At 53.2% G+C, this 24,615-nt stretch carries 23 protein-coding genes and 2 tRNA genes; 14 read left to right on the plus strand and 11 right to left on the minus strand.

Going from position 1 to position 24,615, the window contains the following annotated elements; all coding sequences use genetic code 11:
• Window positions 1–86: 86 nt before the first annotated feature.
• From QT231_RS22520 to QT231_RS22530, 3 genes are read left to right on the plus strand one after another with little or no spacing between them, the layout of a single operon-like run.
• On the plus strand, window positions 87–959 hold the full coding sequence (locus tag QT231_RS22520) for a hypothetical protein (RefSeq protein WP_308339031.1): 873 nt from the start codon (window positions 87–89) through the stop codon (window positions 957–959).
• 34 nt (window positions 960–993) lie between these two features.
• Entirely contained in the window at window positions 994–3,837 is a 2,844-nt protein-coding gene (locus tag QT231_RS22525; protein WP_308339032.1) for an EAL domain-containing protein, read from the plus strand.
• Between the two features lie 31 nt (window positions 3,838–3,868).
• The gene (locus QT231_RS22530; RefSeq protein WP_308339033.1) at window positions 3,869–4,693 is read left to right on the plus strand and encodes a PEP-CTERM/exosortase system-associated acyltransferase; all 825 of its coding nucleotides are present in this window, start codon (window positions 3,869–3,871) and stop codon (window positions 4,691–4,693) included.
• 9 nt (window positions 4,694–4,702) lie between these two features.
• Here QT231_RS22530 and QT231_RS22535 read toward each other — a convergent pair whose 3' ends face one another.
• The 4 genes from QT231_RS22535 to QT231_RS22550 form a co-directional block, all read right to left on the minus strand.
• Window positions 4,703–5,362, minus strand: coding sequence for a hypothetical protein (locus tag QT231_RS22535; protein WP_308339034.1), 660 nt, complete (start codon window positions 5,360–5,362; stop codon window positions 4,703–4,705).
• A gap of 151 nt (window positions 5,363–5,513) precedes the next feature.
• The gene (locus QT231_RS22540; RefSeq protein WP_308339035.1) at window positions 5,514–6,479 is read right to left on the minus strand and encodes a putative zinc-binding metallopeptidase; all 966 of its coding nucleotides are present in this window, start codon (window positions 6,477–6,479) and stop codon (window positions 5,514–5,516) included.
• Window positions 6,480–6,605: 126 nt separating this feature from the next.
• On the minus strand, window positions 6,606–7,337 hold the full coding sequence (nfsA, locus tag QT231_RS22545; protein ID WP_308339036.1) for an oxygen-insensitive NADPH nitroreductase: 732 nt from the start codon (window positions 7,335–7,337) through the stop codon (window positions 6,606–6,608).
• Window positions 7,338–7,437: 100 nt separating this feature from the next.
• A complete protein-coding gene (locus tag QT231_RS22550) occupies window positions 7,438–7,929 on the minus strand; it encodes a metallophosphoesterase family protein (protein ID WP_308339037.1) in 492 nt (163 codons plus the stop codon).
• Between the two features lie 233 nt (window positions 7,930–8,162).
• Here QT231_RS22550 and QT231_RS22555 point away from each other — a divergent pair, with 233 nt between their 5' ends.
• Window positions 8,163–8,930 (plus strand): methyltransferase domain-containing protein, encoded by a 768-nt coding sequence (locus tag QT231_RS22555; RefSeq protein ID WP_308339038.1) that lies wholly within the window; start codon window positions 8,163–8,165, stop codon window positions 8,928–8,930.
• Window positions 8,931–9,006: 76 nt separating this feature from the next.
• Here the strand turns inward: QT231_RS22555 and QT231_RS22560 are convergent, their stop codons facing one another.
• Both QT231_RS22560 and QT231_RS22565 read right to left on the minus strand, forming a co-directional pair.
• Window positions 9,007–10,680: a methyl-accepting chemotaxis protein gene (locus QT231_RS22560; protein WP_308339039.1), complete on the minus strand. Its 1,674-nt coding sequence runs from the start codon at window positions 10,678–10,680 to the stop codon at window positions 9,007–9,009.
• 145 nt (window positions 10,681–10,825) lie between these two features.
• Window positions 10,826–11,395 carry a polymer-forming cytoskeletal protein gene (locus QT231_RS22565; protein ID WP_308339040.1) on the minus strand — a complete coding sequence of 190 codons (570 nt, stop codon included), beginning with the start codon at window positions 11,393–11,395 and terminating at the stop codon, window positions 10,826–10,828.
• Window positions 11,396–11,589: 194 nt separating this feature from the next.
• Between QT231_RS22565 and QT231_RS22570 the strand changes: the two genes are divergently transcribed.
• Window positions 11,590–12,186 carry a polymer-forming cytoskeletal protein gene (locus QT231_RS22570; RefSeq protein ID WP_308339041.1) on the plus strand — a complete coding sequence of 199 codons (597 nt, stop codon included), beginning with the start codon at window positions 11,590–11,592 and terminating at the stop codon, window positions 12,184–12,186.
• Here the strand turns inward: QT231_RS22570 and QT231_RS22575 are convergent.
• Genes QT231_RS22575 through hemA form a run of 5 tightly spaced genes read right to left on the minus strand, consistent with a single transcriptional unit; the run spans window position 12,183 to window position 16,730 of the window.
• Complete coding sequence (locus QT231_RS22575) at window positions 12,183–12,944, minus strand: molybdopterin-synthase adenylyltransferase MoeB (RefSeq protein WP_308339042.1); 762 nt, start codon at window positions 12,942–12,944, stop codon at window positions 12,183–12,185. The genes QT231_RS22570 and QT231_RS22575 overlap by 4 nt on opposite strands.
• Before the next feature lie 4 nt (window positions 12,945–12,948).
• Complete coding sequence (locus QT231_RS22580) at window positions 12,949–13,449, minus strand: Lrp/AsnC ligand binding domain-containing protein (protein ID WP_088698996.1); 501 nt, start codon at window positions 13,447–13,449, stop codon at window positions 12,949–12,951.
• Between the two features lie 34 nt (window positions 13,450–13,483).
• A complete protein-coding gene (gene prmC / locus QT231_RS22585) occupies window positions 13,484–14,332 on the minus strand; it encodes a peptide chain release factor N(5)-glutamine methyltransferase (protein WP_308339043.1) in 849 nt (282 codons plus the stop codon).
• Entirely contained in the window at window positions 14,332–15,420 is a 1,089-nt protein-coding gene (gene prfA / locus QT231_RS22590) for a peptide chain release factor 1 (protein WP_308339044.1), read from the minus strand. The genes prmC and prfA overlap by 1 nt, the downstream gene beginning before the upstream one ends.
• On the minus strand, window positions 15,417–16,730 hold the full coding sequence (gene hemA, locus QT231_RS22595; RefSeq protein WP_308339045.1) for a glutamyl-tRNA reductase: 1,314 nt from the start codon (window positions 16,728–16,730) through the stop codon (window positions 15,417–15,419). The genes prfA and hemA overlap by 4 nt, the downstream gene beginning before the upstream one ends.
• Before the next feature lie 342 nt (window positions 16,731–17,072).
• Here hemA and QT231_RS22600 point away from each other — a divergent pair, with 342 nt between their 5' ends.
• From QT231_RS22600 to QT231_RS22640, 9 genes are all read left to right on the plus strand, one after another.
• Window positions 17,073–18,827, plus strand: a complete 1,755-nt coding sequence (locus QT231_RS22600; protein ID WP_308339046.1) for a tetratricopeptide repeat protein — start codon at window positions 17,073–17,075, stop codon at window positions 18,825–18,827.
• Window positions 18,828–18,938: 111 nt separating this feature from the next.
• The gene (gene lolB, locus QT231_RS22605; protein WP_308339047.1) at window positions 18,939–19,592 is read left to right on the plus strand and encodes a lipoprotein insertase outer membrane protein LolB; all 654 of its coding nucleotides are present in this window, start codon (window positions 18,939–18,941) and stop codon (window positions 19,590–19,592) included.
• 14 nt (window positions 19,593–19,606) lie between these two features.
• On the plus strand, window positions 19,607–20,461 hold the full coding sequence (ispE, locus tag QT231_RS22610; RefSeq protein WP_308339048.1) for a 4-(cytidine 5'-diphospho)-2-C-methyl-D-erythritol kinase: 855 nt from the start codon (window positions 19,607–19,609) through the stop codon (window positions 20,459–20,461).
• Between the two features lie 72 nt (window positions 20,462–20,533).
• Window positions 20,534–20,608, plus strand: a tRNA-Gln gene (locus tag QT231_RS22615).
• Window positions 20,609–20,684: 76 nt separating this feature from the next.
• Window positions 20,685–21,626: a ribose-phosphate pyrophosphokinase gene (locus QT231_RS22620; protein ID WP_175540359.1), complete on the plus strand. Its 942-nt coding sequence runs from the start codon at window positions 20,685–20,687 to the stop codon at window positions 21,624–21,626.
• Window positions 21,627–21,722: 96 nt separating this feature from the next.
• Entirely contained in the window at window positions 21,723–22,364 is a 642-nt protein-coding gene (locus QT231_RS22625) for a 50S ribosomal protein L25/general stress protein Ctc (protein ID WP_308339049.1), read from the plus strand.
• A 173-nt stretch (window positions 22,365–22,537) separates the two neighbouring features.
• Window positions 22,538–23,125 carry an aminoacyl-tRNA hydrolase gene (gene pth / locus QT231_RS22630; protein WP_308339050.1) on the plus strand — a complete coding sequence of 196 codons (588 nt, stop codon included), beginning with the start codon at window positions 22,538–22,540 and terminating at the stop codon, window positions 23,123–23,125.
• Window positions 23,126–23,228: 103 nt separating this feature from the next.
• Window positions 23,229–24,320: a redox-regulated ATPase YchF gene (gene ychF / locus QT231_RS22635; RefSeq protein ID WP_308339051.1), complete on the plus strand. Its 1,092-nt coding sequence runs from the start codon at window positions 23,229–23,231 to the stop codon at window positions 24,318–24,320.
• 76 nt (window positions 24,321–24,396) lie between these two features.
• A tRNA-Met gene (locus tag QT231_RS22640) sits at window positions 24,397–24,473 on the plus strand.
• The last annotated feature ends 142 nt before the right edge of the window (window positions 24,474–24,615 follow it).

The raw sequence follows: 24,615 nt of genomic DNA on the forward strand, positions 1-24,615 counted from the left end.
GGGAAGTGTGTCTGAACGACGGAAAAGGGGTAAACAGTAGGCTATTTAAGGCGTGCCAATAGGTGTTTTACGGTATTACAGCCTGAGTGCGGTACTGGCAGAGGCGCTATGAGAAATCCGGGCTAGGCCGAATTAAAAATCCTTTTGGATTTTATAACCAAACTCGCGATGTGGCATTTACCCGTCCAAGTATCTTACTACCTCAGTCTATTTATTTTGACCGGACGCGCTCTTTAGCTCTTACAGGGGATGGACTAACGCTATATCTTGAAGAGCGATTGGATAGCGGAGTAATAAGGGGGCAGCTTGGTTTAGGAGAGCCTCAGGCTGGTGATGATTTAAGTCAAACGCTTCAGCTGGATCGTATTGCGGGCACTTTCGATCCTCAGCAATCAGCCATTGCACAGGTTCGCTATGAGCATGACGGGGGACGCGTCGTTGCAGCGGTGAGCAATGCCAAAGTGAAAGCCCGAATAGAGTCACATCACCCGGGAGTAAGCGACGGAGATTTTTACTTTACACCTTGGATATTTTCACTCCAATACAATCAAGAACTTTGGAGTTTAACGGCTGAATACGCGCTACGCCGCTCAGGTATAAAAAACTTCAATCAGTCCTCTTTAAATTTTGATACGACAGGTGAGAGTTGGTATTTACAATATACAAGACGCTTTTATGACGATTGGCAGTGGCTAATCCGATATGACAGTTTAGTCAGTAATCGTAATGATGCCTCAGGCAAAGCGTATGAGGCTAATGGTCAGGGACCTGCACATACCCAATTTGCAGATGACCTAACCTTTGGACTGCAGTGGACGCCGCACCCACAAGTTATGCTGGCAGGTGAATATCACCGTGTAGATGGTACCGGTTGGCTGCCTATCCAGGATAACCCAGATTCATCAGCAACCAGCCGAAGATGGAGCATGTGGCTATTCCAGCTATCGCTGCGCTTTTAAGTCTCACCTCACTCCTGGCTAGGACGTTACCGCAATGAAAACACCTACCCTTTTGCGAGCGCCTCAACGCCTTAGCCTAACCTGGCGAGTTATTGTGTTAAGTAGCCTGCTGCTTTTAGCGCTGGTATCGCTTTTTACCTGGCTAGGCCACGACAACTTAACTCGCCAGTTTCAGGAAAGTCGAGCTCAGCACCATGAACGCCAGCAGCGAGAAATCCGCTTAGCGCTACTCCGCTCATCGGAAAATTTACGCCAGTTAGCCGGTTTAACTGCCGCTTCTGCGGGCCTCGGGCTGCCCTTACAAGCCGGTAGCTCATACGATGTCGAGCAAGTTCTGGGCTCCCAGTGGCCCGCTCTACAGCTTGAGGCGGGGATTGATGAAGTCCTCATCATTAATATTCGCGGACAAGTCTTGGGCAGTTGGGGCACCGGGAATTCGCAAGCCCAGCTTCCCATATTGAACTGGGTAAGACGTGTTATAAATACCGAACGACCACTTTCAGCGCTTCGCTGTTCGACTAGTTGCCAGCAGTTTGCTGCCGTGCCAGTGCTAGAGGAGGGAGAAAGTGTCGGTATGGTCGTGCTGTCCCGTTCGTTAGCCGACGTCACTCGGCAAGCCAAAGAAGTGTCTGGCAGCGAAGTCGCGCTACTCGTTACCGGGCCCGCTGAAGACAGTCAGGTAACTGCAACACGACAGCTGCAAGCGTGGAATGGCCAATTGCTGGCACTCACCAGCGAAGAACAAAGCTTGATACCTTTACAGCGAGCGTCAGATACAGGCCCTGTGCGCCGCTTGATGGAAGCACCTCTCAGTCTTGAGTATGGCGGCAGGCATTTAGAGCTCAGCGCAGTGCGCATGGAAGAGGATAACGAAAGTAGCAATATCGGGTACTTCCTGCTGATATCAGACATTACCGAGCAAATTAAGGCGATTAATCAGGATACCCGCATGCTACTGTTCGTAGGTGTGCTCGGCTGGATTGCCGCTGAACTACTGTTATTAGTCATATTACTAGGCCCAATGGCTAGGCTACGAAGAGTCGCAGGATTGCTTCCAGCCCTGGCCGACGGCAAGTTCAACGACATACACTCCGCCATTCCCAGCCGCCGCCGTCGTATCCCCGATGAAATTGATGTGCTTGAGAGCAGCACGCTCGAGCTATCGCAGCAACTTGAGTTGTTAGAAAGCGAGGTTCAGGAGCGCGGCCATCAACTCGCCGAGCGAATTGAAGAGTTAGCTGAAGAGCGTGATTTCATCAGTGGCCTGCTGGATACAGCGCAAGTACTTATCATTGCCCAAGACTGCACTGGACGGATCAGCCTAGCCAATGAGTATGCGCAGTTGATGTTGGGGTTAAATGAGGCCTCATTACTCGGAAGGCATTTTGTTGATGTCTTCGAGGCGGGAGTCCCTACCACGGTGCATACGTTTTCTCATTCCCAGCAAGAGGAAAAAACGCTACGTACGCCCGATCACCGACTCCATACTATTGCTTGGTACCATGCACCGTTACAAACAGGTAGTGAGGGGAAAGTATCTCGCATATCGGTAGGTCTAGATATTACCGAGCGTAAGGCTGCCGAAGCACGTTTAACCTGGCTGGCCGAACGCGATCCGCTGACGGAGCTATACAACCGACGCTATTTCCAGCATGCGCTGCAAATAGCTCTTGAACGCCCCTCGAAAACAAGCGGGGCAGTACTGCTGCTGGATTTAGACCAATTCAAAGAAGTTAACGAGCTGAGCGGTCACCATGTGGGCGACAAATTATTAAGCGAAGTTGCCGACACACTCCTCCACAACCTTGGCCGTCGTGGCGTTATTGCACGCCTTGGTGGCGACGAGTTTTCCCTGCTATTAGAAGATACCAACGCCGATCAAGCCGTGAGCGTGGCGCAATATATAGTCCAATTACTGGATAGTATCGGCTTCGTTGTCGGTGAGCGTCGGCACCGTGTAACTGCCAGTATCGGTATTGCCCTATTCCCAACCCATGGCAATACACCTGCGGATCTTATGGCTAGTGCTGATGTGGCTATGTACAAAGCCAAGGAAAGTGGTCTCCACCACTGGCATCTTCTTTCCAAATCAGAGAATGCCAAAGATGAACTACAAGAACGAGTTTACTGGGTTGATCGCATACGCAATGCACTTGAAGAGGATAGTTTCGAGCTAATGGTGCAGCCCATCATGCGCCTGGAAGACAATGACGTTAAACACCACGAAGTGCTACTGCGAATGCGCGATGTAGATGGGGGGCTCATTTCACCCGCCCACTTTATTCCTATTGCTGAACAGAGCGGACAAATCATCTTAATCGACCGTTGGGTATTACGGCATAGTTTAAAAGCACTTAGCCAATTGCAGGATCAAGGTATCACCCTAGCAGTGAATCTTTCCGGGCAATCCCTTCACGATGGAGGGTTAAAGCAGTATTTGGCAGACGAGCTGACTGCCAGCGGTGCTGACCCTCACCATCTAATATTAGAAGTCACAGAAACAGCGGCGGTTACTGATTTCTCTACCGCACGCGGCGTACTACAAGCAGTACGCGACCTGGGGTGCCGCACCGCGTTGGATGACTTTGGGGTTGGCTTCAGCAGTTTCCACTACCTAGGACAACTGCCCGTCGATTATATAAAGATTGATGGTTCCTTTATTCGCAGCTTGCTAATTAGCCCTGATAGCCGTGTTATTGTTCGTGCTATTGCAGACATTGCTAAGGGTTTTGGTAAGCAAACGATTGCTGAATTTGTTGACCAGGAAGCGCTATTACCAATACTAAAGTCCTACGGAATAACTTATGGCCAAGGGTTCCATCTAGGAAGGCCAATAAAAATTTCGGCAGCGTTTGGTAGAATAAGCAACCGATCTTAAATTTCACTCTGGATTAAAATAGGGATAGCGCATGAAGCCTTTAAAACACAAAGTTAACAACAGACATGCACCAGAGGTATTAATTGAGAGATTTATAAAAGAGTTCAAGTTCAAAATTTGTATAGATGAACATGAGAAAGAACTGGTTTATCGCCTAAGGCATGATATTTATTGCGAAGAACTTCAATATGAAAAAGCCAGCGATCCCATAAAAAAACTCGAGTTTGATATCTACGACCAAAACTCTATCCACTGTTTGATTGAACATCGCAGAACCGGGCTAGTAGCAGGCTGCGTTCGGGTTGTTGTTCCAACTCCCTCTAGTCCCTATCCGCTTAACCAGCTCCCTTTACAGTCTTATGGTGGCCAAAGCCTGACACACACCGAACTTCATCCCGACAGATTGGATCCAGAGAGCTTCTATGAAATTTCTCGGCTAGCTGTAAATCGTCTTTTCAGAACAAAGCCTAAGGAAGACATTATGTCTGCCACTTCAATTGCCAAGCGTAACACTCCTTTTTTTTCTACCGAGGAGAGGAAACTCTTTCCTTTACTAGCGACCAGCCTATTTATTACCGGCTATGTTTTAGGCAGGCAGCTAGGGAAAAATCAGGTTTTTGCAATGATGGAGCCTAGTTTACCTCGACTTCTCGCTCTTACTGGCTTTCACTTCACCAAAGTAGGCGAAACTATCGACTTCCATGGTCGGAGGAGCGCCTACTACATCAATAAGCAACAAGCAGAAAACGGATTAAAACTAACACTATTACCACTATATCTACATATACAACAAACACTAACTCTCCAATTAAGAGAAGTGCCGATTAAAGAAGCTAGCACCTCTCTCATAACTTGAGCCTTGTCTTTACATTTCTACGGTGGCCCCTCCACGTTGATCCAACGACGTTGAACGGCTAAAATCATTAACCGTTACGCTAGTAAATTTTTCCAAGAAAAACACTAGCGTTTCGGGGTATTGGAAACGCTCTTCAAAGCGCTCTTGACCCTCTTGCGAGCGCCGCGTCACGCTTGCTTTATAGCCTTCATTCGATTTAGACACTTTCACGCTATTCTCATGGGTGCCGTCACGTTTGATCGCTGTGATGGGGGAGTTCTCGCTTAGCAACACGTCTAGCTGTCGAGCAGCAGTACGCTCTTCATCAGATGCCCAAAGAGGTTGATCCCGATCGCCATAACGGTAAAGCATAATCACCAGCAAGACGGAGAATATGCTACTGGTCATCATCCAGGTTAACAAAACGCTCGAAAGCGATGATGTCAGCATGATGAACAGCTGAACCACAATACCCACCGCTAGCACACCGGCCAAGGGCCTCCACATACGAGGGTTCATAAACCCACGTTTGAGGATATATCCCCATAGCCCAATCACCGCTAATGCGCCCAACAACAAATGAATGGGAGCAAACAGCGTTCCCCCTCCAGCCAGTATGGCAATCACACCAATGATGACCATAAAACTGTAGAAAGCAGCTAACAGGTAGTAAGCACGATCAAGGGTCATATACAGTCTCCATGCGGGTTAACCGATAGCTCATGGCGCCATCGGCTTTATTGTTATAGGCATGCGGATAAAGCCTTGAATTGTAGTATAGATGATCACAACAATTCTTCACTAGTGCCGTGGCAATCAGCAGAGCTATCGGCGTTCCGGGTTACAGGCCTTGAGCACCCCGACGCAGCCAGTCGTGGACAAAGGCAAGCTTACGGCGAGCCGCCTCTGATAGCACAAACGGATACAGATCCGGCAGCCCCATCGAGCGGTTTACATGATTAACCCCGACGGTTAGCGCTGCTGCCACGTATATTAAACGCTCGGCATCTGGCTCTGCATAAGGATCCCACTGGGGGCTTGGCAGCTCAGGCGAAGAGAGATCTGATGCCGCAAAGCTATCGGCAATATCGGTTAAATGCAGCAGATGCGCAGCAGTTTCAGCCCAATCTTCGTGGGGGTGTGCTGAGGCGTAGGTGGTTAAATAGCGCTCTTTCCAATCGGGCGGTGGGCCATCTTGGTAGTGACGTTGGAGCGCGGCCTGATAATCCTGCCGCTCGTCGCCAAACATCTCGCGAAAAGCATCTAGAAAATCCTCACGCAAGCTGAGCCGCCACCATAGCATATGCGAAATTTCGTGACGCATGTGCCCGATCATCGTGCGATAGGGCTCTTCAAGCGCTTCTCGACGGGTCGTGACTAACACAGGGTCAACTTCGGCCACGCTAATGGTCACTACCCCTTCTATGTGCCCCATGGGAACAGGCGACCGCCCTTCCGCCAACAGATGGAAAACCGGCGGCGCGCCTGGATCTTCCGGGCGGAACCAGTGCCAACGGCCCAGGTTATCTAGAACCCAGCGTTTGGCTGCTTCCGTCTTTGCCCAATTTGGCATCGCATTAGGCAGGCTGGGGTCTGGCGCTAACGCCGTCATGGCACAAGCGCGACAAAAAGCACCTTCTTTAGGGGCAATCCAGTTGCAGCCAATAATGTCGCGATTGATACAGAAAGGCGGCATTGGCACAAAAGCACGGGCCTGGGGGTCATAGGCAACGGGGATACCGTCTGCGGTGGCAAGATTGTCGAACCATAGAGAGCCGGAACCGACGGGATTTGAAAATACGCGCATACGGTAAAGCTCCTGAAAGCGAGGAGAAGAGAACCTCCGTCGACTGACTAAAGCTCTCTTCTCCAAAAGTCCTGTAAAAAGTGTGCTGCGCCCCTTACTTCATCTCAAAGCTATTTCACTTCAAAGCTATTTCATTTCAAAACCGCGTTCGATCAAAAAATCACGCATATGAGGACGCAACTTGTTATCGAACAATGGTTTAAGATTGCGGGACCAGTCGGTATCTTTATTACTGCTGCTGCGAGCCTGATAATAAGCCTGCATCGTGGTGTCGAAGGCCTCTACCTGCTTGTCGTCTTTAGTGTAGTAGTCTTCTTTGAGAACCGCCTCTACGGGTAGGCGTGGTTTCACTTCAGGCTCTTGGTCTGGATAGCCAAGGCACATACCAAACACCGGGTAAACGTGTTTGGGTAGGCGTAGCAGATCGCTAATTTGTTGGGGATTATTGCGGATACCGCCGATATAGCAAATTCCTAGCCCTTCAGACTCAGCTGCCACCGCCACATTTTGTGCCATCAACGCTGTATCTACTGTCGCCACCAACAGTTGCTCAGTCATTCCCCGAACAACGTTCGCGCCGGTGCGCTCCGAAGCTTCAGTAGGACGCTTCATATCGGCGCAGAAAACCAGAAAGTCTGCACAGGTGGCAATATAACCTTGTCCCCCGGCCAGCTCTGCGATCTGCTCACGGTTCGCCTGGTTTTTTACATGGATAACGGTATATGCCTGAACATGGCTGGATGTAGCTGCACCCTGTCCGGCTTGAATAAGTTCCAGCAGCAACTCCCGCGGAATTGGCCGGTCGCTAAATTTGCGGATCGAACGGTGGGATTTTAGTAACTCAATAACGTCGTTCATGGAACCTCGCTTTTCTGGCTAACGCTTACCTGAAGTAACTACCCGATAGGGTAACAGATTTGTACAACATGACAGGATTGGCTGATTGTTTTAAAACTGACTACAGCAAATGCATGATCGCGCCGCGCACACCACGTTGATCTATCCATAATTTGCCTATCGTAATAGGCAACTTGAATCGGCGCTTTCCTGCCGCACCTGGGTTGAAGAGCAGCTTTCCTTCCTGATGTTCGTTGCGGGGCTTGTGGGAGTGGCCATGCAGAACAGCCGCACAGGAAGTATTAGGGTCGAAATCCTCTAAGCGGTGAACAAGGTGCAAATGGTGTTTATTAACAATAATATCCTGATGCATCGGCAAATTCGTCGCCCACGCTGCCCTATCGATATTGCCCTTCACGCAGTGCACTGGCGCCATTGTCTCCAATCGCTGCAAGATCATTTTATCCGTCTCTTTGCTGCCCACATCTCCCAAGTGCAGAATGAGCTCACACCCCTCCAGGAGGCAAAGAGCTTCATCACGTAGCAACCCGTGGGTATCGGCGATCACTCCGACGGGAGAATTAACGCTATAGCACGGTATAGATGGGCACATTCACAACCTCTTTCCGCAGAGAAATCCCATAATTCTAGCTTTTTTTGCTAGAACGCTATCAAAAGTTGCTTACCAAGGCCGATATCTAAGTTATCAAATAGCTAACGATGACAAGTCATTTATTGTGATTTTCATTGTCTATCTAATAAGTTAGGCGTCAGCAAGCTATACTGCTAAGGCTACACGTTGATAACTGACACTTGATGGAATAACAACGACGCCAGGAAGCCGATATGACCAATACCCCTCAAAATGCACCCGGGCAAGAGTGGAATGCCGGCGACTACGCCCAGAATGCTAATTTTGTACCTAAGCTAGGCAGCGAAGTGGTCAAGCTGTTAGCGCCTCAGCCCGGCGAACGTATTTTGGATCTTGGCTGTGGCGATGGCTCATTGACAGAGCGCCTTATGCAACTGGGCGCTGACGTTCTCGGTGTAGACGCTTCAGAAGAGATGGTGAACGCCGCACGCCAACGCGGAATTACCGCGCGCGTCGTTGATGGTCATCAACTGCCTTTCGACCATGAATTCGATGCCGTATTTAGCAATGCGTCGCTACACTGGATGCTTGACCCCCAGGCCGTATTGGCAGGCGTTAAGCGTTCATTGAAACCAGGAGGCCGGTTTGTGGCCGAGTTCGGCGGACATGGCAACGTTGCCGCTATTTGCACGGCGTTGATTGCCGCCCTGCAGTTTCGGGGCATTAGTGCCCGAGGCCGCCACCCCTGGTACTTCCCGACGACACACGAGTACGGCCACCTGCTGGAGACAGTCGGTTTCAAAGTGGAAAGCATTGAGCTGATCCCACGTCCTACTCCACTGCCTACCGGCATGATTGGATGGCTTGAAACCTTTGCCAGCCCGTTTTTACATGGGCTCGACGAGGATGTGCGCGAAGCTGTGCTTGAAAACACCTTAACGCTGCTGGGCCACAGCCTTCGGGATGAGCAAGGCAACTGGACGGCTGACTATGTGCGCCTGCGCGTTTCCGCTCGCGCATAAGCTGTCGCTGTTTTGTAGGTGTAAAAAAACCGCCGACGATAAGTGTGCTTATCGTCGGCGGTTTTTTAATTAAGGCTTAGAATTCATCCCAGTCATCGGCGGTCTCTTTTTTACTTTGCTTCGCCTGTTGGCGCGGCGTCGACTCAATGCGTGAATCATTTTCTTGCGTGCTTCCCTTGTGTGTCAGTGCAACAGTGCTCACAGCACTCTCATCAATGCGGAAGGTTGCCATCAAATCAGCCAGCTCGCGGGCCTGCTCCTCTAAGGAACTAGCAGCGGTGCTGGTTTGTTGCACAAGCGCAGCATTTTGCTGCGTCACCGAGTCCATTTCGGTAAGGGCAGCATTAATCTGCTCAATGCCACTATTTTGCTCCTTCGTCGCGGTTGAAATTTCCCCCATCAGGGTTGTGACCTGACGAATCGCCTCCACCGTTTGGTGAATCGTCTGCCCACTGCGCTCCGCTTGTTCAGCGCCACCGTTAATTTTCGAGGTGGTCTGCTCAATCAGGTTACGAATTTCTTTAGCAGAGTCAGCGCTTCGCGTCGCTAATGTACGCACCTCGCTGGCCACGACGGCAAAGCCACGGCCCTGCTCACCGGCACGAGCGGCTTCAACCGAGGCATTGAGTGCCAGGATATTGGTTTGGAAGGCAATGGAATCGATAACGCCGATAATATTGTTTACTTGGTTCGCACTGGCCGCAATCTCACGCATGAGCTGCACCGTGCGCTCCACCTCTTCGCCCCCTGACTCCGCCGATTGTGACGCCGCGACCGAAAGCTGATCCGCCTCTTGGGCTGTTTCAGCATTTTTACTTACCGTCGTCGACATCTCCTCCATGCTGGAGGCGGTTTGCTGAAGCGCCGAGGCCTGCTGCTCGGTTCGTGAAGAGAGATCCTGACTTCCCGCAGAGATATCACCAGCCCCGCTGAAAACCCGCTCACTACTGCCTCTCAACGCCATCACCAGTTGTTTTAACTTCTCCTGCATAGCCGAGAGCCCGCTGAACAACTGACCAATTTCGTTACTGCCATAGTCTTCAATCCTGCCAGTCAAATCGCCATCCGCAATTTGAGAAAAATGTTCACTGGCACGCCGAAGCGGCCTGACAACACCCCGCATCATGCCCCATCTGATTACCACCACGGCTAGCAGTGACATGGCTAAAAGGGAAATCGCAGTCACACCAATTAACGTGGCCAGTTGGTTTACCTCCTGCAGGACACTAGCACCACGCTCCTCGGTGTAAGCCACAAAGTCACTCATTGCCGCGTCAAACTCAACGCTTAATGCACCCAACGCCTCTTGCTTGCGTTGGATTTGAAACGGCGCAGCCTCAAGTAACGGTGTAATTCCCTCCGTCACAAAGTCATCATAGGCGTTAATAATAGCCTCTCGCTGGAGAGCAAGCGTACTGCCAGCATCAACAGGTATGCGACGAAACTCATTAATACGAGCCTCTGCTGTGGCAACCGCCTCTGCTGCCATGGCAAGACTCTCTTGCCCTTTTTCTGGATTACCTTGGGTACTAAAGCTCGCGTAGCGATCTAAAAAAGTTTGCGCTCTAAGAGCGTTCACCTGTGTCCGATTGGCAAGATTCGTAAGCCTGGCATTGGTGGCTGTCAGCTCTTCAAGCGCCTCGGCGCTACTATGATTAGCATAAAACCCAAGCCCACTGATCAACCCAATCATCAGTACCAGCAAGGCTAACGCAGCAGTCAGGCTCCATTTAATAGAGAGGTGCTTCATCCTGTTCATTCCTTAATATTTATAGTTTATTCAATATGATATCGGCCAATATAAAAAAATCTAAAACGCCATAGGATGAATTTAGATGCCGTCTTAAAATGACCTTTATCTAATATTGGGTGTGATAAGTGACCGCACACGGTCTTTAAGACACCATGGCAACCCTTTGGCGGCTGGCAGACTGCGCCACGTCTACCTGAAGCCAAGCCCCCGCCATACACTCCAAGCGAGGAGCGTCGACTACCCCCTGTAAGTGCGCCCGCGATAGCAGCGTGGCCTTGGTATTGGCTTTAAGCGTGCCCACCATGTGGCCATCAATATCGACACAACTCCCCTCAATATAGGATGCTACATGGCCAGAGGCAGCCACAGAGACAGGGTGATTGGGCGCGATGAGCGTACCCTCTAAACGGCCTTTAATGAGTACAGGCTCATCGGCAATCACTTTACCTAGAATACGGGTGGCTGACCCAATGCGGCTGCCACCCTCTATGCTGGGAGGCGTCACAGTAGAGGCATTTGCTTGGGATGGGGGCATCGCTTCAACGGGTTGATTGGAGATGGGCGCAGCCTCCACTGCATGTTTTTTTTGTGCTAGACCAGCCGCACTTGCCGCACTTAAGGAGCGCTGTTTTAGCTTACGGCGCTTGCCATCCCATACGATCAGCGTCATTACTCCAACGCCCAGTACAATAAACCATACTTGAATGCCCATACCCTTCCTGCCGCTCTAGATGTAGTTGCCCCAGCTAACGTTATACTCGATCTGTTATATTGCGGCGGCGTGAATAAGCCCATTCACTTGGCTTAACTCCAGGCTTTAAGACGCCCACAAGCCGATTAAGGTATTTAATGCTTATTACCATGCACCCCAAAGGCGCTCCGGCGTCCTTGACTAGGAGTTACCCTATGTTTAACAAAGCCAAGAGTGCCCCACCTGAAAATAAGGCCGCGACGCTAGCACCACCTGATACACGCTCTTCAGCAGCGCCAAGCACAGCCACCAGCAGTTCGCGCCCAAGCCTCTCCGTGATTGGGGGGCATACACAAGTGGAGGGGGATATTAATAGCGATGAAGACTTGACGGTAGAGGGGCGCGTCAGCGGCATTATCACCTGTAAACAGCATACCGTTACCCTAGGTGCCAACGGCTATATCAATGGCGATGTATTCGCCCACACCCTACATGTATCCGGTGAAGTCATTGGCAACTTAGTAGTACTTCACCGCGCGACGATACACAAAGGTGCCCAGGTCTCAGGCACCATTGTTGCCCCTTGTCTGGTGTTGGAAGATGGCAGCGTTTTCCATGGCAGTATCGATATGGATCCCGACAACGAAATGCTGAAAAGAGCTTTTAGCGATGCCACCGGCCACGCAACTAACACTTCGGCAATAAACAGCGGCGCAATGGCTAACTCGCATAAAGCCACCGTTGATAAACATGCAACCGCTAGCGCAAACGCCCCGGAGCACGAAGAAACAGAAGCAAAAGCTAACGATTAAGGCGCTAGCCGCTGAGCACACACTGGGCAAGCGGGATCCCGGGGTACTTGAAAGCGCCGCCACTGCCCGCTTAAGCCATCAAACGTAGACAGCCCCTGATGGGCAGAACCTGCGCCACTCAGCAGTTTAAAGGCTTCTACTGCTTGAAAGCAGCCGATTAAGCCCACCAGTGGCGCCATTACCCCACTTTCTGCGCAGCTAAGCGCTTCATCCCCGCTGTCATCGGGTGGATAGAGGCAAGCGTAGCAGGGGCAAGCCTCGTCGCGGGGGTCAAACACGGCCAGTTGGCCTGAAAAGCGAATGGCTGCTCCAGATACCAGCGGCACACCCGCTTTTTGTGAGGCGGCATTAACCGCATAGCGGCTTGAGAAACGATCGGTACAATCCAGCACCACATCCGCCGATGCAACTAACCGCTCAAGCGGCTCGCCTGCCACATGCTGATCCAACGCAACCACTTGGCAGTGCGGATTGAGTGCCTGCATGCTGGTCTGGGCAGAGTGCGCTTTATTTAAACCAATACTGGCGTGCTGGTGGGCAATTTGACGTTGAAGATTGGAAAGCTCGACCTGATCGGCATCAGCGATGGTGATGCGCCCGACCCCAGCGGCAGCTAAATAGAGCGCTGCAGGAGAGCCCAAACCGCCTGCCCCAATAATCACAGCATGGGCAGATAGCAGACGCTCCTGGCCCTCGATATCCACTTCGGGCAGCATGATCTGGCGGCTATAGCGCAGTAGCGCCTGGTCATCCATCATCGGCTTACTTATCCTCAAATTCCTCGAAGGCGGGGATGTGTAAATTGAAGCTCTCTTTCACCTCTTCCATCACCACGTAGCTTTTTGACTCTTTTACGCCCGGTAGCGTTAACACCACATCGCCCAATAGCTGGCGGTAGGCGGCCATTTCGGGAATGCGGCACTTCAGGATGTAGTCGAACTGCCCCGAGACAAGGTGGCACTCCTGTATTTGCGGCAGCTTCTCGACAGCACGACGAAACTCATCAAATACCGCTGGCGATTGCGTTTCCAAGCTGATTTCGACAAAAACTAATAAATTGGCTTTTAAAGCCCGCGGATCAAGAATAGCTTGGTAACCACGAATAATACCCGCTTTTTCCAAACGCTTAACGCGCTCAAGGCAAGGGGTTGTGGATAAGCCCACTTCAGCGGCTAAATCGACGTAAGAGATACGCGCATTTTCCTGCAAACAGCGCAGGATTTTGAGGTCGATGCGGTCCAGCGTTCTATTTTTTGGTTTCATGGCAGGATCCAATACTGATGAATCAGGCAGTTATTTAAAGGTGCCCCAGAGTAACCCGTTCATGCCCTCCCAGGTCACGAATACTTTCAACGCTTTGATAGCCAGCGCTTTTAAGCGCCGTGCGAACCTTATCAGCTTGGCGGTAGCCATGCTCAAGCAACAGCCAGCCTGACGCGGTTAAATAGTGAGGCGCAGAGTGCACCAGATGCAGCAGATCGGCCATGCCTTCGGCATCAGCAACCAGCGCTGAGCGAGGTTCAAAACGCACATCGCCTTCGCTTAAATGGGAGTCATCGGCGGCAATATAAGGCGGGTTACTAACGATAATATCGAAACGTTTATCTGCCTCATCAAACGTTTCCAAAGCGCTGAACCAATCGCTTTGCAAAAACTGGGCATTGATGATCGCCAGCGCCTGCGCATTACGGGTTGCCAATGCCACCGCCTCAAAGCGCAGATCCACACCAACGACGCTCCAGCCGGGCCGCTCACTGGCAAACGCCAGAGCAATGGCGCCAGTGCCCGTGCCCAGATCGAGCATCCGGCCTGTGGGCTGGATCACACGGCCTAACGCAAGCTCTACGAGGGTTTCGGTATCGGGCCGGGGGATCAAGGTGTCGGGCGAAGTCGCTAGGGGCAGCCCCCAAAATTCGCGTTCGCCGGTGAGGTAGGCAACCGGCGTACCTTGAGCACGGACAGCCACTAGCGCATCAAAACGGGCCTGCTCCCACAAAGGGCACGCTGTATCCCCCCAGGTGTAGAGCCAGGTGCGGTCGCGTCCGAGTACGTGACATAACAGCACTTCAGCGTCGATACGTGGCGAGCTGGAACCCGCCTTCTGCAAGCGCTGGGCAGCTTGTTTGAGCAGCGCATCAAAGGTCATTAAACGTCCTGAAGGGCTGAAAGTTGCTCCGCTTGATACTCATGAATCAACGGGCTAATGACGTCATCCAACTGCTCACCGCTGACCACCTCATTGAGCTTATAAAGTGTCAAATTGATGCGGTGGTCGGTAATCCGCCCCTGGGGGAAATTATAGGTGCGGATGCGCTCACTGCGATCCCCGGAGCCCACTAGCGAACGGCGTGCGTCCGCTTGGTTCTGGCGCTGGCTATCGACGGCGTTACGCTTCAACTTCGCGGCCAACAGCGACATCGCTTTGGCACGGTTTTTATGCTGGCTGCGCTCTTCCTGACACTCCACCACCACACCGGTGGGCAGGTGGGTAATGCGGATGGCAGAATCGGTGGTGTTAACGTGCTGACCGCCAGCGCCACTGGAGCGGTAGGTATCAACACGCAGATCCGAAGGATTGATATCGATATCGCCCACGTCATCCACTTCAGGCATTACCGCCACGGTGCAGGCTGAGGTGTGAATGCGGCCCTGGGATTCGGTCGCGGGGACACGCTGCACACGGTGAGCACCGGATTCAAATTTGAGCTGGGCGTAAACGCCATCGCCTTTAACACGGGAAATAATCTCTTTGTAGCCACCCTGCTCGCCATGGCTGGCGCTCACCACCTCGACCCGCCAACCGCGCTTTTCGGCATAGCGTGAGTACATGCGGAACAGGTCACCGGCAAAAATTGCCGCCTCGTCGCCGCCTGTGCCCGCACGTACTTCCAGAAACACCCCGCGGCCATCGTCAGGGTCTTTCGGCACCAGCAGGCGTTTCAGTTCGAGATCCAGCTCGGCTAACCGTTCGCGCCCTTCGCTTAGCTCCATCTCCGCCAACTCGCGCATATCAGCGTCGCTATCACGGCTGAGCTGCTCGGCTTCGTCCATATTGGTTTCAATATCACGATAACGCTGCCAAGCCGCCACCAGTTCTTCTAGCTCGGCATATTCACGTGAGTAGTCACGAAAGCGTTGCTGATTATTGATCACTTCAGGATCCGATAGCAGCATCGCCAGCTCTTCAAAGCGTTCGGTAAAGCTGTCTAAGCGTTGGCGCAAAGTCTCTTTCATGCGGGCGTATCATCCTTCTGGCGGTTAGCCGTGGGCGCAGGCGTGGTGTCAAAGGCTGGTTTGGTGGGTAACAGCAGGCGCGGGGCAGCATTCAACAAGTCGTGGTGCTCCTCGGAGGCCGCATCGCGTATGGCTTGAGTGGGCTGATGGAGCAAACGGTTGGTCAGTTGGTGGGCCAAGCGTTCAATGACCTTAGCAGGGTCTTCACCCCGCGCCAGCCGTTCCAGGGCTTGGTCACGGGAAAGGTCGCGCAGCGCTTCGCCATGCTGGCGGTAGTCGCGGATCAGTTCGCCGCCATTACGAATACGCCGCTCGTGCTGCCAGCTCCCCACCCCGTGCTCTATCAACGACTCGGCCTGATCAGCAGCCACCTGACGGTGACGACGATTTTCCTGGATTACCTCCTCCAAATCGTCCACGGTGTAGAGAAACACATCCGCCAATTCGCCCACTTCGGGCTCAATATCCCGAGGCACTGCGATATCGACCATAAATACCGGGCGATGGCGACGCTTTTTAAGTGCGCGCTCAACCATACCTTTGCCAAGTATGGGTAAAGGCGAGGCGGTGGAAGATATCACAATATCGGCGTGCTCAAGGGCGTCAGGGATCTCTTGCAGGGTAATCGCCGTTCCCTCTAAGGGGCCTGCCACCAGCTCAGCTCGTTCACGAGTTCGGTTGGCGACGGTGAGCTGACGAACGCCCGCTTCGTGCAAATGGCGAGCGACCAATTCGATGGTTTCACCGGCACCGATTAAGAGCGCGCGTGAACGGCTAAAATCATCAAAAATGCGGCTGGCCATACTGACCGCAGCGTAGGCCACTGAAACGGGGTTTTTACCGATGCCTGTTTCGGTACGCACTTGCTTGGCCACCGCGAAGGTATGTTGAAACAGACGTTCGAGCTCGCCGCCCAACCCCTTGGATTGACGCGCCTGCTGATAGGCATCCTTCAACTGACCCAGTATTTGCGGCTCGCCCAGCACCATAGAGTCCAGGCCAACCGCTACGCGCATTAAATGGCGCGCTGCATCGTTGTCCAAATAGTGGTAGGCACAGCGCGTCAGCTCATCGACGCGTAAGTTATGAAAGCGTCCGAGCCAATTGAGTACCGCCTGTTCCCCAGCCGCATCCGTGACACAGTAAAGCTCCGTGCGGTTGCAGGTAGAGAGCACCGCCGCTTCACTAACTTGTGGCAGGTTGCGCAATTCAGCCAACGCCGTTTCAAGCTGCGTTGGCGTAAAAGCCACCTGCTCACGCACGGCCACGCTGGCGGTACGATGATTTATTCCCAAGGCAAGAAGCGTCATGCGTTATGCGTCTTCGCTAGTGTGTCGGACTTTTGTCAGCCACCATTCAATAAGCGGCTGCACCATCAGTTAGGGCTTGCTAAAACAAGTCTTTTGCGTGGTTCAAGCGCTGCCTACAATAACCTGTCGTAAGTAGGCATAAAGTTTGCTGACCACGTTTTCAAGGAGGAACATTCTATCACAGCAGGCTATCATCTGGCCCACACCACTTTGCCGCAGGCAGGCAAGCCGCTATGCTGGGCATTCGGCCACTTAATCGAGAGACGCATGCGACCTCGCTTTTCATTATCGGGCCCTGTATTAATGGGCTCTACCAGTTCGGGCTTCTCATTAGTGAGCGCTATGTTACGGCATTCAATATTACTACCCGCGGCTGCTTCTGCGGCTCTACTGCTGAGTGGCTGCCAATCAACGCCTGGCCCACAGGATGGCCCTCTCGGCACCTGGGACGACGACCCGATGCGCAATGCGCCGCCGATCACCCGTGGGCTTGATGCTAGTGGGCTAAGTACGCTACTCGGCGCCGAGCTTGCTGGCCAGCGTGGTGACTATCGATACGCAAGCCAAGGCTACCTGGAAGCGGCTAAGCGCTACCGCGAGCCAGCGCTTGCTGAGCGTGCCACCTTTGCGGCTCGCTTTAGCAATGAAGCCGGGTTAATAGAGGCTTCTGCTCTGCGCTGGCGAGAGCTTGCCCCCCAGGCAGAAGCGCCTAATCGTCTGCTGGCGGCCTTTTCACTACAGCGTGGCGATTGGTTAGATAGCCTCGAACAGCGCCTTGATATAGTTGAAGCAGGCGGCCACGGTGATATCACCGCCTTTGCCGAGATTGCCGTGGCTGAAGAAGAGGCGCCACTGAGGTTAATTGCCCAGCAACTGCGCGAGCATTTAGCCCGTCCTAACGCTGACCAATTGCCACACCATAGCGATGTGCTGCTGGGCACGGCTTTAATCGAGGCTACTCTTGGCGACACCGCACCGGCTCAGCGGCGGCTTGATCAAGTCGAAATACTCGACCCTGAATCCGCTGCATTATGGTTAGTGAAAGCACGCTTGGCACTGGAAGTTGAGGACTACCCAACCGCACAACGCGCTGCCCAGCAGGGCCTGGATCTCGCGCCTGACGATGTGCGCTTCATCCTGTTGCTGGCCCAGGCGGAAATTCGCCTTAACAATATTAGTGCTGCAGAAGTGCAGACCAATGCCCTGCTGGAAAGCCATGGTGGCAATGAAAATCTGCGCTTATCGCTAGCCCAACTCTACCTTGAGGAAGGCCACCCCGAACCCGCACAACGCTTGCTACAGCCGCTTATCGGCCAGCCTGAGGTGCCGGATTTAGCCTACTACCTACTTGGCGCTATTACCCAAGAGCAAGGCGATACCGATAATGCGCTGCTTTATTATCGTCAAGTTAGCGAGGGCAATGAATTCTTGCCTGCTCGCGCGGCGGCAGCGCAGATGCTGATTGAAGACGATCGCTTGCTTGATGCTCGTGCCTTCCTGCGCATTGAGCGGATGCGTTTCGATAGCTATTTTTCTGAGCTGGTGATGCTCGAAGTCCAGTTGCTGGACGAAATAAATCAGCCTGCGGACGCCGATGCGCTATTAGACCGCGAAATCAGCCGTACGCCTGATGATGCATCGCTGCTTTATATGCGTGCCATGCGGCGCTGGGAAGCAGGCAATATTGCGGGTATGGAGCAGGATTTACGTCAGATACTGCGCACCGACCCCAACAATGCCGAAGCGCTCAATGCGCTGGGCTACACATTGGCCGACCTTAACTTGCCTGGGCGGTTACAAGAGGCATTTGAACTGATTGAACGCGCCTACGAAGCCGACCCGAACAACCCTGCCGTACTCGACAGCATGGGCTGGGTCTACTTCCGCCTTGGACAGCCTGAAGAAGCGCTGCCCTGGCTTGAAAGTGCCTACACGCAGCTACCTGACCAGGAAGTCGCCGCACATTTAGCCGAAGTGCTAAAAGCGTTGGGACGCGAGGAAGAGGCACGCCGACTGGTTCAGCAAATCATACAGCGAACGGATCGACATCCGCTGATTGACGAGCTGCTTGAGCGTTATCCGGAGCTAAGCCCTTAAATAAGCCCCGAACTAACGCCGCCAGAGACACCCTAAACCCTGCGAATCAACGAATCAGGCGCACCAATCATGTTACCCTTGCGCCATAATCATCTGACATGGAGCCTGTTTATGTTGACACTGACGTCCCCTTCGCCCCGCTGGCCATTAACACGCCACACTTCGCGCCTCTGGCTTGCCGGTTTCACACTACTCTTACTCGCCGGGTGTGCCTCCCAGGCGCCTATGGATGAAAGTGGCCGCCAGGCAGGCCAGTGGGAACGCCAGCAGGCTGAGGTAGAGGCATTCGATACCTGGACACTGGTCGGTAAAGCCGGATTACGCACACCAGAAGAGAATGTCAGCGCCAACCTGGATTGGAATCAAACTCCTTACTATTTCCGCATGCTGATTAGCGGCCCGTTTGGCGGCGGGCGCAACGTGCTTGAGGGCCGCGAAGGGCGTTTCTCACTCTCCAATAGCGACGGTCGTTTTGAAGCAGAGACCCCAGAAGCTTTAATGGAAGAGCAATTAGGCTGGTCGCTACCCGTCACCGCCATGCCCAACTGGGTTCGCGGACTGCCCGGTGATTCTGATAACACCAGCAGCTATCAGCTAGAAACCGACGAACTGGGCTTCCCAAGCCACCTTGAACAGGACGGCTGGGAAATTGACTACCGCGACTGGGAGCAGGTCAACGACTTGTGGCTACCCCGCCGCATGGTCATGCATTACGATGATGTGCGCATTACGCTGGTCGTTAATCAGTGGCAAGCTAGCGAGTAAAGGTAGCCTTTTATATGAACGCGCCGTTAACTCTCCCGGCTCCGGCCAAGTTAAACCGCATGCTGCATATCGTGGGGCGTCGTGATGACGGTTACCACTCGCTGCAAACGCTTTTCCAGTTTATTGACCTATGCGATTACCTTACGCTAACTCCCCGCAGTGACGGGGAGATTCAATTGACTGGTGAGGTTAGCGGCGTTAGCCACGACGACAATTTGGTCGTGCGCGCTGCACGGTTATTGCAAACCCATAGCGGCACACCATTGGGGGCTACACTTAAGATTGAAAAGCAACTGCCTATGGGAGGCGGTCTCGGGGGCGGTAGCTCCAACGCAGCCACCACACTAGTGGGGCTTAACTGCCTTTGGCAGCTCAACCTACCGCTCGACGAATTAGCCCGCCTGGGGCTTCAGCTTGGAGCTGATGTCCCGGTCTTTGTCCACGGCCATAGCGCCTGGGCCGAAGGGGTCGGCGAACAGCTCACTAAGGTAATGCTCGATACCCCATGGTTTGTGGTTATTCACCCTGGGATAAGTGTCTCAACCCCTAGCGTCTTCCAAGACCCGCAATTGACACGTGACAGTCGCCCCATTACTATGGCGCGCGCACTGCAGGGGGGAGCGCCGGAGTGGCGCAACGACTGTGAAGCCGTCGTAAAGGAACGCTATCCGCCAATTGCGGAAGCCCTTAACTGGCTCGCACAGCACGCACCTAGTCGGTTGACCGGCACGGGCGCTTGTTTGTTTGCTACCTTTGAAACACAGCAAACAGCACAGGCAACCGCGCAATTAGCGGAACAACACTGGCCGACATGGGTTGCACGCGGACTCAACACCTCTCCTCTACATGATGCACTGGGCTCTTATTGATAGAACCTCTATGAGCAGTTTATAGAACCGCTCTGGGCAGTTGAAAACGCCCGGCTATCGAAAGGCCATTGTTGGGGTATCGCCAAGTGGTAAGGCACCGGTTTTTGGTATCGGCATTCCCAGGTTCGAATCCTGGTACCCCAGCCAATTCAATTTTCACATATGGCCTAAGTATGATCTGCGTTTTCTCCCCTGATCCCCAACACTGCAAAGGTGGCTGCGCGTGTCAAAATTGATGGTTTTCGCCGGGAATGCCAATCCCGCACTCGCTCAAAAAATTGCCGAAAGCTTAGACAGCCGTATGGGTAATGCTACGGTGGGTCAATTCAGCGACGGCGAAATCGCAGTCGAGATCAATGAGAACGTGCGCGGTAAGGATGTTTTCATCCTGCAATCCACCTGTGCACCGACGAATGACAATTTGATGGAGTTGATTCTGATGGTGGACGCCCTGCGTCGTGCCTCGGCAACTCGCATTACGGCAGTACTGCCCTACTTTGGCTATGCCCGCCAGGATCGCCGCGTGCGCTCCGCTCGGGTACCCATTTCTGCCAAAGTAGTGGCGGATATGATGGTTAAGGCAGGCGTAGACCGCGTGATGACCATGGATCTGCACGCCGATCAGATCCAAGGCTTCTTTGATGTACCGGTCGACAACGTCTACGGCTCACCCATTCTGCTGGATGATATCGAACGTCAGAATTATAGCGACCTTGTCGTGGTTTCTCCTGATGTAGGCGGCGTTGTGCGTGCCCGCGCTATTGCCAAACAGCTGAACGCCGACCTCGCCATTATCGATAAGCGCCGCCCCCAGGCCAACCAAGCCCAGGTGATGCACATTATTGGTGAGATTGAAGGCCGCACCTGTGTCGTGGTCGACGACATGATCGATACCGCTGGCACCTTGTGCAAAGCCGGTGAAGCGCTAAAAGAGCACGGCGCCAAGCGCGTAGTGGCCTATGCAACTCACCCGATTTTATCCGGCCCGGCGGTCGACAATATTACCAACTCCGTACTGGATGAAGTGGTGGTGACCGACACCATCCCGCTATCTGACGTTGCCCGTCGTAGCGGCAAAATTCGCCAGTTGAGCGTTGCTGGCCTGATTGCAGAAGCGATTCGCCGGGTCAGTAACGAAGAATCTGTCAGCGCGATGTTCCACTAATCTGCTGACGATGCAGCCCCCTTTTGGGGCCACGGAAACGTCGTCGTCTGGTCGCGGTCGGCGGCGTCTTCCTTACTTAAACTAAGAGGCAATTCCATGTCTGATTTTATCCTGAAAGCCAGCGTTCGTAACGACCTGGGGAAAGGTGCGAGCCGCCGCCTGCGTCGTGCGAACCAGCAAGTGCCTGCCGTTGTATACGGTGGCGAGAAAGGCGCGCAGTCTATCTCAGTCGAAAAAACCGCTTTCTACAAAGCGATTGAAGACGAGTCCTTCTTCTCCTCGGTCATCAAACTAGTCATCGAAGGCAAAGAAGAGCAAGTAGTTGTTCGTGATCTGCAGCGTCACCCCTTCAAGCCGTTGCTGACCCACGCCGACTTCCTGCGCGTTGATGCGACGCACGAAATCACCATGAACGTGCCGCTGCACGTGACCGGCGAAGAGAAGTGTGTCGGCATCAAAGACCAAGGTGGTGAACTGCACGTACTGGCCAACGAAGTTGCGATCAGTTGCTTGCCGAAAGACCTGCCTGACTATCTGGAAGTCGATATCAGCGCATTAGAACTCGGCACTACGCTGCACTTGTCTGACCTTACCCTACCGGCTGGCGTCACCTCGGTTGACCTGTCCCACGGTGAAGAGCACGACAATGCGATACTTAGCATCACCAAAGTAAAAGTGCGTGTTAAAGAAGATGAAGATGGAGAAAGCGAAGGCGAAGAAGACACCAGCGCCGAGTAAGCCTCCATCAAGCACTCCTGCCGGGGCTATGTCTGCATAGCCCTGGTGGTACTGACATGATGTTAGAATCAAGCGCCTCGGCGCTTGATTTTTTTTGGGGCCATCGCTGGCGCGGCTTCAACCATGTCTTCTGGATAATTTTGCTCTTCTGGATATTTTTATGAGGTGGGAAGATGAGCCAGGTAACAGCCATTATTGGATTAGGTAACCCCGGGGCAGAGTATGCTGCCACGCGCCATAACGCCGGCTTCTGGCTGGTAGAGGCTATTGCGCAAAGCGCCAATACCGAGCTGCGACCGGAAAAGAAATTTTTCGGTCACTACACCAAGGTGCGCCTAGGCGACCATGAGCTGCACCTGCTCAACCCCGCCACCTTTATGAACCGTAGCGGTGCCGCGGTAGCAGCCTTGAGCCAATTTTTCAAACTTTCACCTGAAAATCTGCTGGTTGCTCACGACGAACTCGACCTTCCTCCCGGCCAAGCGCGCTACAAAACCGGCGGTGGGCACGGTGGCCATAACGGCCTGCGCGATATAATTAGCGCACTCGGTGATCAAAAACAGTTTCACCGCCTGCGCATTGGCATTGGCCACCCCGGCGAAGCACGTCAGGTGACTAATTATGTACTGGGGCGGCCCGGCAAGAGCGAACACGAAGCCATCGTTCGCGCCCTCAATGAGTGCGTCACTACGCTACCCTTAGCGCTAGCGGGCGACTGGGCCAAAGCGATGAACCAGTTACACAGCCTTAAGCCAGAATAGCGTCCGTCGATAACGGGCTAGTGTCGTCGGTAGCTGACGGCTAGCACATCTCGTAGAATGGCGGTTATTTCACGCCCTACCACCTTATTTTCAGGAACATTTTATGGGTTTCAATTGCGGCATCGTCGGCCTGCCTAACGTCGGCAAGTCCACACTATTCAATGCCCTGACCAAGTCAGGCATCGATGCAGAGAACTTCCCCTTCTGCACCATTGAGCCGAACGTGGGTATCGTACCGATGCCGGATCCGCGCCTTGATAAGCTCGCAGAGATCGTCAAGCCGCAAAAAGTACTGCCGACGACGATGGAGTTCGTCGACATTGCGGGCTTGGTCGCAGGGGCCTCCAAAGGAGAGGGCTTGGGCAATAAGTTCTTGGCCAATATTCGTGAAACTCAAGCGATTGCCCATGTGGTTCGCTGCTTCGATAACGATAATGTCATCCACGTGGCCAACCAGGTAGACCCCCGTGCCGATATCGAAACGATCAATTTAGAGTTAGCGCTGGCCGACCTGGATACTGTCGAAAAAGCTAGTCAGCGCCTGGTTCGCTCGGTGAAAGGTGGCGACAAAGATGCTATTGCCACCAAGGCGATTCTTGACCGCATCCAGCCCCACGTGGCAGAAGGCCTGCCCCTGCGCAGCTTTGGCTTAAGCGAAGAAGAGCAGCGCCAGGTGAAGAGCTTCGGCTTTTTGACCCTCAAGCCAACCATGTACATCGCCAACGTCAATGAAGATGGCTTCGAGAACAATCCCTACCTGGATATTGTTCACGAAATCGCCGCCGAGGAAGGCGCGCTGGTGGTTCCCGTATGCAATCAGTTGGAAGCTGAGATTGCTGAGCTGGATGATGAAGAGCGCTCGATGTTCTTAAGCGAGATGGGCATGGATGAGCCTGGCCTTGATCGCGTTATTCGCGCAGGCTACTCGCTACTTGGACTGCAAACTTACTTCACTGCGGGTGTCAAAGAAGTGCGTGCCTGGACGGTGAAAGAGGGCGCCACGGCCCCAGAAGCCGCAGGCGTTATCCACACCGACTTTCAAAAAGGCTTTATCCGCGCTGAAGTGGTGGCCTACGAGGACTTCGTGTCGCTAGGCGGCGAGCAGGCAGCCAAAGACGCTGGCAAGTGGCGCCTGGAAGGCAAAGAGTACATTGTCAAAGATGGCGATGTAGTGCACTTCCGCTTTAATGTGTAAGCGGCAGCCAGCCGACCTACGATAATAAAAGATTGACGAAAGACGGGGTTACCAGTATCATTCGCCCCCGTTGAAAGGCTACGTAGCTCAGCTGGTTAGAGCACATCACTCATAATGATGGGGTCCCCTGTTCAAATCAGGGCGTAGCCACCAAACAACGTAATCAAAAAATCGAGTAGGAGGGGGAGTTACCTCCCCCGTCCTCTCACACCACCGTACGTACGGTTCCGTATACGGCGGTTCATGTAGAACGTTTGAGCCATCTTACCGCGTCCAGTATCGAGATCAGCCCCTG

The organism is Halomonas sp. SpR1, from assembly GCF_031010175.1.
GTDB lineage: Bacteria > Pseudomonadota > Gammaproteobacteria > Pseudomonadales > Halomonadaceae > Vreelandella.

Bases quoted from the DNA above. Each gene is read 5' to 3' on its own strand.
- QT231_RS22525 (WP_308339032.1), top strand. From the start codon at position 994: ATGAAAACACCTACCCTTTTGCGAGCGCCTCAACGCCTTAGCCTAACC.
- QT231_RS22530 (WP_308339033.1), top strand. From the start codon at position 3,869: ATGAAGCCTTTAAAACACAAAGTTAACAACAGACATGCACCAGAGGTA.
- QT231_RS22535 (WP_308339034.1), bottom strand. From the start codon at position 5,362: ATGACCCTTGATCGTGCTTACTACCTGTTAGCTGCTTTCTACAGTTTT.
- QT231_RS22540 (WP_308339035.1), bottom strand. From the start codon at position 6,479: ATGCGCGTATTTTCAAATCCCGTCGGTTCCGGCTCTCTATGGTTCGAC.
- nfsA (WP_308339036.1), bottom strand. From the start codon at position 7,337: ATGAACGACGTTATTGAGTTACTAAAATCCCACCGTTCGATCCGCAAA.
- QT231_RS22550 (WP_308339037.1), bottom strand. From the start codon at position 7,929: ATGTGCCCATCTATACCGTGCTATAGCGTTAATTCTCCCGTCGGAGTG.
- QT231_RS22555 (WP_308339038.1), top strand. From the start codon at position 8,163: ATGACCAATACCCCTCAAAATGCACCCGGGCAAGAGTGGAATGCCGGC.
- QT231_RS22560 (WP_308339039.1), bottom strand. From the start codon at position 10,680: ATGAAGCACCTCTCTATTAAATGGAGCCTGACTGCTGCGTTAGCCTTG.
- QT231_RS22565 (WP_308339040.1), bottom strand. From the start codon at position 11,395: ATGGGCATTCAAGTATGGTTTATTGTACTGGGCGTTGGAGTAATGACG.
- QT231_RS22570 (WP_308339041.1), top strand. From the start codon at position 11,590: ATGTTTAACAAAGCCAAGAGTGCCCCACCTGAAAATAAGGCCGCGACG.
- QT231_RS22575 (WP_308339042.1), bottom strand. From the start codon at position 12,944: ATGATGGATGACCAGGCGCTACTGCGCTATAGCCGCCAGATCATGCTG.
- QT231_RS22580 (WP_088698996.1), bottom strand. From the start codon at position 13,449: ATGAAACCAAAAAATAGAACGCTGGACCGCATCGACCTCAAAATCCTG.
- prmC (WP_308339043.1), bottom strand. From the start codon at position 14,332: ATGACCTTTGATGCGCTGCTCAAACAAGCTGCCCAGCGCTTGCAGAAG.
- prfA (WP_308339044.1), bottom strand. From the start codon at position 15,420: ATGAAAGAGACTTTGCGCCAACGCTTAGACAGCTTTACCGAACGCTTT.
- hemA (WP_308339045.1), bottom strand. From the start codon at position 16,730: ATGACGCTTCTTGCCTTGGGAATAAATCATCGTACCGCCAGCGTGGCC.
- QT231_RS22600 (WP_308339046.1), top strand. From the start codon at position 17,073: ATGTTACGGCATTCAATATTACTACCCGCGGCTGCTTCTGCGGCTCTA.
- lolB (WP_308339047.1), top strand. From the start codon at position 18,939: ATGTTGACACTGACGTCCCCTTCGCCCCGCTGGCCATTAACACGCCAC.
- ispE (WP_308339048.1), top strand. From the start codon at position 19,607: ATGAACGCGCCGTTAACTCTCCCGGCTCCGGCCAAGTTAAACCGCATG.
- QT231_RS22625 (WP_308339049.1), top strand. From the start codon at position 21,723: ATGTCTGATTTTATCCTGAAAGCCAGCGTTCGTAACGACCTGGGGAAA.
- pth (WP_308339050.1), top strand. From the start codon at position 22,538: ATGAGCCAGGTAACAGCCATTATTGGATTAGGTAACCCCGGGGCAGAG.
- ychF (WP_308339051.1), top strand. From the start codon at position 23,229: ATGGGTTTCAATTGCGGCATCGTCGGCCTGCCTAACGTCGGCAAGTCC.